The sequence below is a fragment of the Asticcacaulis sp. genome, assembly GCF_027484505.1.
In the GTDB taxonomy this organism is placed as follows: domain Bacteria; phylum Pseudomonadota; class Alphaproteobacteria; order Caulobacterales; family Caulobacteraceae; genus Asticcacaulis.
Map to the genome: position 1 here is coordinate 1 of NZ_JAIXSV010000361.1, position 10,641 is coordinate 10,641.

The window sequence follows — 10,641 nt, forward strand, 5'->3', positions numbered from 1 at the left end:
ACCGTCTCCAGCCCGTCGGGCGTGTGGGCGTAATCGACATAGATTTCGGCGCCATTGCCGGTCGAACCGACGCGCTCCAGACGCCCGCGCGCCCCGGTCAGGTGCGACAGGGCCTCCAGCACCGGCTCGACCTTCTGACCGGCGGCCAGACATAGGCCCGCCGCCACCAGCGCGTTCGACGCCTGAAACAGGCCGGCCAGTTTCAGCTTGACCTCGAACTTGCGGCCCTGATGCTCAAGGTACAGGATCTGGCCATCCACCGTCAGGTCACGGTGGGTCAGGGTCAGGTGCTGCCCGCGCTCTCCGACGCTGAGGAGCGACGCTCCGGCGGTGATGGCCGAGGCGGCAAAGGCGTTATAGGCCTCGGAATCGGCATTGAGCACCGCCGTGCGGCCGCGCGGCAGAAGTTGCTCAAACAAACGCAGCTTGGCGGCGCGATAGGCCTCCATGGTGGCGTGATAGTCGAGATGGTCCTGCGTCAGGTTGGTGAAGCCCGCCGCGGTCAGGGTGACGCCATCGAGGCGACGCTGATCAATACCGTGCGAGGAGGCTTCGAGCGCCAGATGCGTCACGCCATCGCGCGCCAGTGCCGCCAGATGCTCGGCAATGTCGGCGGCGTCCGGCGTGGTCAGGCCCGGCGGCGTGATGGCGTGCTCCGCCGCGCCGTTCTGGGTGACGATGCCCAGCGTACCGACGCTGGCCGAATGGTAGCCCATATGGGCAAACATCTGACGGCAGAAGGTGGCCACCGAGGTCTTGCCATTGGTGCCGGTGATGGCGACGCAGGTCTTGGGCTGTGCGCCATAAAAGGCCTTGGCCGCCAGGGCATAGGCGCGGCGCACATCATAGGCGGTGAGGATATTGGAGGCAGTTGCCGGCGTATCTTCGGGGGCCAGCACCGCCGCCGCGCCCTGCGACAGGGCCTGAGGGATGAACTCACGGCCGTCGCGCGCCGTCCCCGGCAGGGCGCAGAACAGCGTCCCCGGTCCGACCTTGCGGCTGTCGGCGGTCACGCCGGTCACGACCGGATCGACGTCCAGATCGCGCCTCAATATGTCCGACAGGCGAAGCCCGCTCATGGTTCAGTTCCCTTGTTCATACGCTTACTTTTAATGACCTGCCGCCGCCGGGACGGCCGCTTCCGTCACCGTCGCCCCCCCGGTCTGTTCTTCCTTCATCACCTGCGCCTTAACCCACTCCGAGTCGGCGAACTTGTCATCCTTGCGCGTCACATTGAGGAAGGGTGCGATGCGGTCGATGACGCGGCCGGCCACCGGTGCGGCCACCCAGCCGCCGGTGCGCAGGCCGAACGTGTCCTTGTTGCCGGTCGGCTCATCGACCATGATCATCACCATGTAGCGGTCATCTTCGACATTGCCGTCAGTGGGGAAGACCGCGACGAAGGACGACAGCAGTTTGGAGCGGTCATAACGCCCGCCGATGACCTTTTCCGCCGAGCCGGTCTTACCGCCGACGCGCAGACCCGGCACATTGGCCTTGCCCCCCGTCCCTTTGAGGACGTTGACGCGCATCAGATCGAGCATCTGACGGGAAGTATTGGCCGAGAAGACGCGCTCGCCTTTCAGGGGCTGCGCCGGGTCGTACTTGCGCAGCGTCAGGGGCCGCAGATAGCCGCCATTCATGGTCGCGGCGGCGGCCTGCGCGTAGGACAGCGGCGAAATCGACATGCCGTGCCCGAAGGAGGACGAGGCCAGCGAATCCTTCGACCACTTTTTGGGCAGCAGTGGCGACGCCGTTTCGGCCAGCTCGATATCGGCGGCGCGGAACAGGCCCAGCGCGTTATAGAATTTGGTCATGGTGTCGATGCCGACGCTTTCGGCCATCAGGGTGGTCCCGATGTTCGACGAAACGAGGAAGACGTCTTCCAGCGTCATAATGCGGTTTTCGGCGTGGTAGTCCGAAATCTTGCGCTTGCCCAGTTGATAGGGCGTGCGCGCGTCATAGGTGGTGTTAAGCGAAGCCGTGCCCGATTCCAGACCGATGGCCACCGACAGCACCTTGAACACCGAACCCACTTCGAACACCGAATTGGTGACGCGGTTCAGCTTGTTATTATCGGCATAGCGGCCGGCCTGATTGGGGTCGAATTCCGGCCAGCTCGACATGGCAATGACTTCGCCCGTGCGCACATTGGTGACCAGACCCATGGCCCCCTTGGCCCCTTGCGCCATGGCGACATTGCGCACCTCGTTTTCCAGCGCGCCTTGCACCCTCAGGTCCATGGCCAGCGGAAACGGCGCATTGGAGCGGGCAATCTGATCCTGAAACGCGCGTTCGGCCCCGGCGAGGCCCTTACCGGCCTTTTCGGTCATGCCGATATAGAAGGCTCCGGCAGTGCCCAGCGGATAGCCACGCAGGCGGCGCGGCTCAAAACCCACACCAGGCAGGCCATAGCTGAGGATGCGCGCCTTGTCCCCCGCGCTCAGCCACGGCATGACCATCATGCGCTTATCCCCCGACAGCGCCGAATCGAGCTGATCGCGCGGCACATCGGGCAGGAGCTGGATCAGGGCGCGCTTCACCAGCGGACGATCCGCCGCCATGATGTCCGCCGGATCGAGGAACAGATCATAGTTGAAGACATCGGTGGCCAGCAGCGCGCCATTGCGATCGACAATGTCGGCACGCGCATCGGCGGGCAGGCTGTAGTCCACGCCGCCGTGCCCCCCCGACAGGGCCGCCTTCACCGCAAAGCCGGACAGCACCACATAGATGACGCCCATGGCCACCAGAATGAAGAAAATACGCATCCGCGCGCTGGCCAGCCGGTCCGAGGCGACCGCATTGGCGCGCTCAAACGCATGTTCGACTTTCCACATTCTATCGGCCACCCACTGAAAACCGGAGGCGGTCGAGTCAATAAATGAAAGGCGGTGTCCGTATCTCATTGGGTGACCTCGGGCCACATTCTATCGGCCACCCACTGAAAGCCAGAGGCAGTCGAGTCAATAAACGACAGGCGGTGTCCGTATCTCATCGCGTGGCTCCCCCTGTCGCAGGCGCTGCCGGGGTCGCAGGTGCCGCGATGGGCGCGCTTTCCTCTTCCGACATGGCCGGGGGCGTCGCCGTTGCCGCCGTCACCGGCGGAGCGGCATGGATTTCCGGACGCGCCACCGAGCGCGAAATTTCTACCAGATTGTCGAGCCCCGCCTCGCGCTTGGGCGACAAGGGCTCCATCCCCAGATACTGCCGCGCCAGCGCCTCGATACGCGCCGGCTGCTCCAGATTGGCCACCTTGACCTTAAGCGACTTGATGGCCGCCTGTTCTTCTTCGATCTGGGCATTGAGCGCGTTGAGGCGGGCGACCTCCTGCCCTTCCTTGACCTTGGACAAACAGACCCAGAAGATCATGATCAGGGCCAGCACCAGACCGATGGCTTCGATCAGGCGGACACCGCGGATACGACGGTCGAACAGACTCATCAGGGCTTTCATCTGACGGCTCTCCGGGAAGGGGACGCGTTACGGGCGACATCAAAAGGCGGGTGCACGGTGCGGCGGGCGGCGCGCAGCTTGGCCGACCGGGCGCGCGGATTGACGCTCAGCTCGGCCTCGGACGGGGCAACCGCCTTGGTCGAATCGAGGTGATAGGTCGGTTCCGGGCCGGTCTGGATTTGCGGCGCGTGGCGTGAGCCCGACGGTGTGCGCCCGGCGCGCTCGGCCAGGAAGGACTTGACCATGCGATCTTCGAGCGAATGGAAGGTGACAACAGCCAGCACACCTTCGGGCTTCAGCAGGCGCTCAGACACCTCCAGCGCACTTTCCAGCTCGCCCAGCTCGTCATTGACGGCGATGCGCAGCGCCTGAAACGTCTTGGTCGCCGGATGCACCTTGTCGCCGCGACGCCCACCGACGGCCTTTTCGACCACGGCAGCCAGATCGAGCGTGCGCTCAAACGGGGTTTCCTTACGGCGCTTGACGATGGCAGCCGCAATGGCGCGCGATCTGTGCTCCTCACCGTAAAGCCAGATAATATGGGCGATGTCGGCTTCGGCCCACTCATTGACAATATCCGCCGCGCTCAGGCCATCGACGGCCATGCGCATGTCCAGCGGCCCGTCGCGCATGAAGGAGAAGCCGCGATCGGCCTCATCGAGCTGCATGGAGGAGACACCGATATCGAGCACAATGGCATCGACCTGATCGACGCCCAGTTCCGCCAGCCCTTCGGCCATTTCGGAGAACGGTCGATTGACGAAGCGGAAACGGTCACCAAAGTCGCCGCGCACGGATTCGACAAACGGCAGGACGCGCGCGTCGCGGTCAAAGGCGATGACCTCAGCCCCACGCGACAGAAAGGCCCGCGTATAGCCGCCAGCGCCAAAGGTGCCATCAACCACGAGACGCCCGGCCTCAGGGGCCACGGCGGCGATGACCTCATTCAGCAGGACGGAGATGTGCGGTGCTTCGCTCCCAGAGACACTCATAGCCCCAACTCCGTCAGCACGCCGGACAGCTCGGCCTCCTGCGTCGCCAGATGCGCGGCATAGGCATCGGGGTTCCAGATTTGAAAGCGGTCATAGAGGCCGACCAGCAGCACGGCGTCTTTCAGCCCGAACTGCTCACACAGGGCATCCGGCAGGGTCATGCGCCCGGCTGTGTCGAAATTGAGCCTGGCCATATCGCCAAAAATACGCGCCTCAAGAATACGGCGTGGCGCCGAGCCGAAGGGCTGCGCATCGACGATCTTTTTGTAATGGCTGAAAAATTGCGCCCCGCCGCATTCGACGCAGCCGAGCGATTTCAGGGCAAAGGCATAGAGGCCGTCAAAGCCGCCCATCCCGTCAAAGGGCACCAGCGCAGCCGCACGGAAGTCCTGCGGGACCAGCAGTCTCCGCTTCGCATCCAGTTGCTTCTCGTGCGTGGAGAGAAACACCCCTGCGCGTCCGGGCCAATGCCCGCTCCCTCATTCGGTATGATTCATGCCCAAAGCCCGACGAAAGCCCTGCTTCGCCGACCCAATTAGGGTTAACATGGGATGAAGTGGGACGCAATGACTCTGACTGACACTTTATGCCTTTCGGCACAGAATTTATCGAACAGGGACAAGGGGATAGAACGGAAAGGGAACCTGTTAACACTTTTGCAAACAAGCTGAACAAAGGATTGCCAAAGCCTTTACAAATCCTGAACTCGGCCGATTCACAAAGATTAACAAGGCCTGTGCATAAGCCTGTGCGTGACGGCACTTATCCACATGGCACGGCGCAGCCGTCTGCTGACAGGTTTTGTCACCAGAAAAAGGCAGGATCGGCGGCCAAAGGAGAGACACATGTACGGATTGATCGGCAGCTTTTCCGCCCATCCCGGTAAACGCGACGAACTGATCGCGCTAATGACCGCCAGCGTCGGCAATATGCCCGGTTGCCTCAACTATGTGGTGGCCAGGGACCCGCAGGACGCCGACAAACTCTGGATCACCGAGGTCTGGGACTCAGCCGACAGCCACAAGGCCTCGCTCCACATTCCCGCCGTGGCCGAAACCATCCGGCAGGCCATGCCGCTGATCGCCTCCTTCGGCGAACACATCGTGACGGAACCGGTGGGCGGGTATGGGATTTAAACTTCTTAAACTCACCTCTATCTGCCAGATTAGGCCCATGTCACGCATTGAGCCCCCCAAACAGATAGAGCTAAGTCTTCGTTTGGACGAAGCTGAAAATAGCGATCCCGATTATCTGGCCTGGAGAGATCAGAAGGTTAGGCGTGCACTGGTGCAGTCTTCTGACCGCAGAAAAATGATCCCGACTGACGACGTGTGGAAAGACCTCGGTCACTAAGCGCCACCTCTTCGATTAAATCGAAGAGGTGGCAGATCTGCCAAATTAAGGCGAAGAACCGCTTCGAGCCTTGATTTGACGAAACAGACGCCACCCTGAAGTCCGTCAGGACTTTAGTGTGAGAGGGGATCAGATGACCTGTAAGCCGGGTTCTGTTCGGGGCTTGCGCCCTCTGGCGATCATTCATCTTGGCGACGGATTGCTCCGGCGCTCATGCAACCAACCCGAACGTGCTGGGGCGGTAATACCCTGTCGGAGAACCGACGCGCCGTTCCTATTCGGTTTTGCTTCGGGCGGGGCTTGCCGTGCCGCTTCCGTTGCCGGTCGCGCGGTGCGCTCTTACCGCACCGTTTCACCCTTACCAACTGTAGATCGGGAACCTCATCCCCGAAAGTGGAGTCCACTTTCGGGATAGCGATGAGGTGACCCACCTAAAATGGCGGTCTGTTTTCTGTGGCGCTATCCCTAAGGTCACCCTTGGCGGGCGTTACCCGCCGCCCTATTACCGTGAAGCCCGGACTTTCCTCGAAAGAGGTTAGTCTTCCGCGATCGCCCGGTCATCTGATCCACGCGCCTTGTGCGGGAAAGGCAGACCTAAATCAAGCCTTCTTCGCCGTCAGCTTCAAGGCCGCCGCCAGAGCCACCCCGGCCCAGCCCAGCATGACCAGCACACCACCGGTGGGCGCCAGATTGGGCAGGAGCCCCTGCCCCCGCATGACGCGCGAACAAATATCGGCGGCAAACACGCCGCTGCCCACCATGAGCAGCAGCAGAACGTTAAGACGCATCCGCGGCCCCATAAAGCCCGAATGGACAAGGCCAATCGCCGTCGCCGCGTGGAACAGCAGAAACATGCCGGCCGAGGTCAGGCGCGGATCGGCATGACTGCCCGCCGCCAGCAGCATGACGCCGATCAGGCCCCACAGGCCCGACATCAGCAAAAACACATAGTCCCAGCGTTGGTAGGTCATGCCTGATCCCCGTCCTTATGCTTGTCGATGTTTTTGCCCTTCTTCTTCGCCGCATAGACAGAGATGAAGATCGTGAACACCCCGCAAAACACGGAAAACAGAGCTATAAATACCGCGTTATTCATCCTCAGACCTCCAGAAGCGTGATATGACGCAAAAGGGCCATCAGGCGCACCCGCGTCAGGGCATCGGCCTTGCCGTCGATGCGCGTCTGCACCCAGTGGCGCTGAAAGGCGGTGACGATAGCCTTTGTTTCCGCGTCATAGGGCCCGCCCGGCAGGATGTCGTAGCCCAGCTTGCCCAGCGCCCCCTGAAGCGCAAACACGCCCGGCCCGGTGTCGCCTATATCGAGCGGTGGCCCCATCACACCCTCTGGCGGCAGCGGCGGATCGACCCACAGCCCATGCCCGGCCTCAGCCAGAGCCTGCCAGGGGAAACGCTCGCCGGGGTCTTCCTTGCGCGCCGGAGCCACGTCCGAATGGCCCAGAATGCGGTGGTCGGGAATGTCCCAGCGCCCGCGAATGCCGTCGAGCAACCCGATCAGTGCGTCGATCTGCACCTGCGGAAAGTCGCGATAGCCGAACTCGTGGCCGGGATTGACCAGCTCAATGCCGATCGACGCGCCGTTGATGTCGCGCTCACCTTTCCATACCGAGACCCCGGCGTGCCAGGCGCGGCGCTCCTCATCGACGAGGTGATAGACCGTGCCGTCTTCATCGACGACGTAATGGGCCGACACCTGCGCCGCCGGATCGCACAGCCGGTCCAGCGCCGCCTTGGCTGTCTCCATGCCCGTATAGTGCAGAACCACCATGTCGGGCACGGACGGGCGCGCATTGAAATTGGGGGAAGGCAGCGAAATCATCGGCAAATCCGCAACAAAAAACCCCGGCTTGATAGGCCGGGGTTGCGAAACCTTCAAGGTTTAAAAGATTAATAGACTTCCCAGGTCGAGCCGTTCTTGCGCGCGTCCAGCACGCCGTCTTCGCGCTTGCGCTTATGGGCATCGACCGTGACGCGCACGGGCTTGCGCGTGAAAAACGCCGTCACCGCCATCAGGCCGACGCCGATCAGGGCCAGCGCGGCGACGATACCGGTAAAGATCACCGCCAGCACGGCGCCGGCGAGTGAGATGAGCCCGATCAGGGTCATCATGAATATGTGCTTCAGTCTGGCCATAGCGTTCCTCCGACGCACTTGCGCCCACGGATGGGGGCGCGTGAAACTTCCGAATACGGACCTCAAATCGCTCATGGCTATACTGACCTCATTACGCGCCATGCCAGATGGGGAGTATTGGCACTGCACCACAGCAGATTGGCACGATTAAGGCCCGCGTCAACCACCTGACCGAGCGTTAACTTAACTTTTTTATGACTTGTTAAGAGAGACATCGATTTCATAGCCCAATGTGCCCCTATTGCAGCGCCCGTTCACGCAGAATCTGCGTGTAGGCCTCGTTGATGCGCGCCGCCTTTTGCGTGAAAAGGCCCACATATTCAGACGGCAGGCCGCGCGCCAGAATACGATCCGGGTGCACATCGCCCAGCGCCTTGTTGCGCGCGATGCGGATTTCATGGTCGGCCACGTCCGGGTGGATGCCCAGAATATGATAGGGGTCATCGGCGTCCGGCCCGGCATAGTCGGCGCGAATGCGGCGATAAGTCGCGGGGCTGATGTCAAACAGACGCGCCACGGTTTCCAGATAGGTCTCTTCGCGGTCGGTCAGGTGACCATCGGACACCGCAATGTGGAACAGGCCTTCCAGAACGTCTTCGAGGATTCGCGGGCACTGGGCATAGCGTTTGGCCAGCCGCCGGGCATAGGATTCAAACCCCAGACTGGTCTGGCGCGCCAGATCGTACAGGCGGCGGATATTGTCATAGGCCCCGCGTTCGGGCTGAAAGACGTCGAAAAAGGCCTGCTCCTCACTCTCGTCCACCAGCCCGTCGGCCATAGCCAGCTTGGCCCCCAGCGCGGTCACCGCCGTGGCGAACGCCGGGTCGCGGCCCGGCTGCCCCTTGGGGCAATCGGTGCAGTCGGCGGGGTCAAAGGCGTGAGCCGCCTTGTGCGCGAGGGTCTTCCAGAAACTCATTGGTCTTATCCTGACCACTACCTTAGGCCATTATACGGCGCAAAACCCCTTAAGTTTCTGTAAGAGAGATTTTTTCTGTGCGCACAGGGGATTCCACTCTAAAATAACGATAAAACGCGATTTCGCCCCAATTTGTCCGCATGACAAAGGGATGAGTCTGGATATGAGGATGACGGCGTCCATGAAAGCGACGATTACGGCGACTGTGTGTATGGCCCTGCTGGCCGGTTCGGCAATGGCACAAACCGATGATGGCCCCATCGCCACCAATGTCACTGGCATCAAGGAACAGGTCGTGCGCACGCCCGTTATCACCGACGCGCCGGCAGACGACTTCAACCGCGTGGCGTGGTGCCACGGCATCCTGTCCGGGCATATGGACCTGGCCGAACGCATCTCGGACATCGAGCCGCTGAGCAAAGACATGGAAAAGATCGGCGCCTCGTATCTTCGCGCCTATGAGGCCGCCCTGACCCTGTCGAAAAAGGGCGAGGCGCCGGAAGGCCGCAAGAGCGCCGAGGCCGCCCGCGAACAGGGCTTCAACGGTTGGGAAGAGGCGCGCAAGGCCCCCAAGGGTCAGGCCGCCGGGGCCTATGTCAACTGGTCCCTGCCCGGCGATTGCGAACGCGCGGCGAAGGAACTGTCCGGGCATCCCAACATCTTCAAAGAGATGCAGACCGAGGAAGAGGCGAAGATCATTGCCGAGGCGATGAAGCCTGCGACCGAACGTCAGACGCTGGACGTGCTCACCCCGCAAAAGACCAGCGCCACCACGGCTCCGGTCGATCCCGACGCCGCTATCGGCTCGTCACGCACGACGGGCAAGTCCGGCAAGGGCCAATCGAGCGGCAACTGGGCCACCGGCCTGATGAATAAGCTCGGCTGGGGCAAGAAGGACGGCGAATAGGTTTTTAACCACGGATCGACACGGATGAGGCCCGCTGCGCGGCCCTCTCACGGATGTCTTGGTCCAACCGACGAATCTTCTCCGAACCATCCGTGACGCCGCCGGAGGCGGCATCCGTGTCGATCCGTGGCCAACCCCTTACTATCGGTCAAGACGGGCTGCCCACGCCTTGATTTCGTCGTGGCTGTGTGTGTTCTTGCAGATCGAGCCAGTTCTGCAAAGCCTCACAAATGGCCTGATCTTGTGAGACATTTTTCCGTAAGGCGGCAATATCGAGGGCATCCGCCAACTCAACAGGGATTTCCGTTCTGATGGTGACGGGCTTCATAAGCTTCAGGATGCGCTATAATTCACGCCTGTCCAATAAATAATTTCAACCTTGACGGGTTTAAACCTTCTTATCCCATCCGCTCTATCCTCCCAGCATGACCCTCTGGATATTGGCCCTCGGCTGGCTGGCCCTGATCAATCTGGTGACGTTTCAGGTGTGGGCCGTTGACAAGCGCCGGGCCATCCGCCGCGAGCGCCGCGTGCCCGAAGCGACATTGCTGCGGCTCTGTTGGCTGGGCGGCTGGCCTGCGGCAGGACTGTCCATGCGGCTGTTTCGCCACAAAAGCGTCAAGCGCGATTTCAGACGTAAATTCAGCAGGATCGCCTGGCTGCACCTTCTGGCGATGCTGGCCCTGATCCTGCTCCTCCAAACACTCTCGGGTGTGGTGACAATTAAGATTTAACGCGGCTGTTTCTCCTCCCCATATCATGGGGTGTAGCGTAGCGAAAGTATAGCTTTCGCAAGCGATGGGCAGCGAGCGAAGCGACGCTGACGGAGGGGTATAACCGTCCGTAAGATACCCCTCCGCCTCGTAA

The 10,641-nt window shown here is 61.6% G+C and carries 13 protein-coding genes and 1 other RNA gene; 3 read left to right on the plus strand and 11 right to left on the minus strand.

Annotation, left to right across the window (positions count from 1 at the left end):
• The 5 genes from Q0072_RS21025 to Q0072_RS21045 all read right to left on the minus strand — a co-directional run.
• Positions 1 to 1,079: UDP-N-acetylmuramoyl-L-alanyl-D-glutamate--2,6-diaminopimelate ligase (locus Q0072_RS21025; RefSeq protein WP_298333826.1), on the minus strand; the 1,079-nt coding region annotated here is incomplete at its 3' end.
• A gap of 30 nt (positions 1,080 to 1,109) precedes the next feature.
• Positions 1,110 to 2,909, minus strand: a complete 1,800-nt coding sequence (locus Q0072_RS21030) for a penicillin-binding protein 2 (RefSeq protein ID WP_366941867.1) — start codon at positions 2,907 to 2,909, stop codon at positions 1,110 to 1,112.
• 85 nt (positions 2,910 to 2,994) lie between these two features.
• Positions 2,995 to 3,456, minus strand: coding sequence for a septum formation inhibitor MinC (locus Q0072_RS21035; protein WP_298333830.1), 462 nt, complete (start codon positions 3,454 to 3,456; stop codon positions 2,995 to 2,997).
• Entirely contained in the window at positions 3,453 to 4,448 is a 996-nt protein-coding gene (gene rsmH, locus Q0072_RS21040) for a 16S rRNA (cytosine(1402)-N(4))-methyltransferase RsmH (protein ID WP_298333832.1), read from the minus strand. The genes Q0072_RS21035 and rsmH overlap by 4 nt, the downstream gene beginning before the upstream one ends.
• A complete protein-coding gene (locus Q0072_RS21045; protein WP_298333834.1) occupies positions 4,445 to 4,897 on the minus strand; it encodes a division/cell wall cluster transcriptional repressor MraZ in 453 nt (150 codons plus the stop codon). Before Q0072_RS21045 ends, rsmH begins: the two co-directional genes overlap by 4 nt.
• A 396-nt stretch (positions 4,898 to 5,293) precedes the next feature.
• Between Q0072_RS21045 and Q0072_RS21050 the strand changes: the two genes are divergently transcribed.
• Positions 5,294 to 5,584, plus strand: a complete 291-nt coding sequence (locus tag Q0072_RS21050; protein ID WP_298333837.1) for a putative quinol monooxygenase — start codon at positions 5,294 to 5,296, stop codon at positions 5,582 to 5,584.
• Positions 5,585 to 5,926: 342 nt separating this feature from the next.
• On the opposite strand, the gene rnpB is transcribed toward Q0072_RS21050, so the two are convergent.
• The 6 genes from rnpB to Q0072_RS21080 all read right to left on the minus strand — a co-directional run bounded on the left by rnpB (position 5,927) and on the right by Q0072_RS21080 (position 8,867).
• Positions 5,927 to 6,366: RNase P RNA component class A (gene rnpB / locus Q0072_RS21055), an RNA gene on the minus strand.
• A 34-nt stretch (positions 6,367 to 6,400) separates the two neighbouring features.
• The gene (locus Q0072_RS21060; RefSeq protein ID WP_298333839.1) at positions 6,401 to 6,772 is read right to left on the minus strand and encodes a hypothetical protein; all 372 of its coding nucleotides are present in this window, start codon (positions 6,770 to 6,772) and stop codon (positions 6,401 to 6,403) included.
• Positions 6,769 to 6,897, minus strand: a complete 129-nt coding sequence (locus Q0072_RS21065; RefSeq protein ID WP_298333841.1) for a hypothetical protein — start codon at positions 6,895 to 6,897, stop codon at positions 6,769 to 6,771. Before Q0072_RS21065 ends, Q0072_RS21060 begins: the two co-directional genes overlap by 4 nt.
• A 2-nt stretch (positions 6,898 to 6,899) precedes the next feature.
• Positions 6,900 to 7,637 (minus strand): N-acetylmuramoyl-L-alanine amidase, encoded by a 738-nt coding sequence (locus tag Q0072_RS21070; RefSeq protein WP_298333842.1) that lies wholly within the window; start codon positions 7,635 to 7,637, stop codon positions 6,900 to 6,902.
• Positions 7,638 to 7,705: 68 nt separating this feature from the next.
• The gene (locus Q0072_RS21075) at positions 7,706 to 7,951 is read right to left on the minus strand and encodes a hypothetical protein (RefSeq protein ID WP_298333844.1); all 246 of its coding nucleotides are present in this window, start codon (positions 7,949 to 7,951) and stop codon (positions 7,706 to 7,708) included.
• A 238-nt stretch (positions 7,952 to 8,189) separates the two neighbouring features.
• Positions 8,190 to 8,867, minus strand: a complete 678-nt coding sequence (locus Q0072_RS21080; protein WP_298333846.1) for a TerB family tellurite resistance protein — start codon at positions 8,865 to 8,867, stop codon at positions 8,190 to 8,192.
• A gap of 181 nt (positions 8,868 to 9,048) precedes the next feature.
• On the opposite strand from Q0072_RS21080, the gene Q0072_RS21085 reads away from it, so the two are divergent.
• Both Q0072_RS21085 and Q0072_RS21090 read left to right on the plus strand, forming a co-directional pair.
• Positions 9,049 to 9,774, plus strand: a complete 726-nt coding sequence (locus Q0072_RS21085; protein WP_298333847.1) for a hypothetical protein — start codon at positions 9,049 to 9,051, stop codon at positions 9,772 to 9,774.
• A 425-nt stretch (positions 9,775 to 10,199) separates the two neighbouring features.
• Positions 10,200 to 10,508 carry a DUF1294 domain-containing protein gene (locus Q0072_RS21090; protein WP_298333849.1) on the plus strand — a complete coding sequence of 103 codons (309 nt, stop codon included), beginning with the start codon at positions 10,200 to 10,202 and terminating at the stop codon, positions 10,506 to 10,508.
• Positions 10,509 to 10,641: the final 133 nt, after the last annotated feature.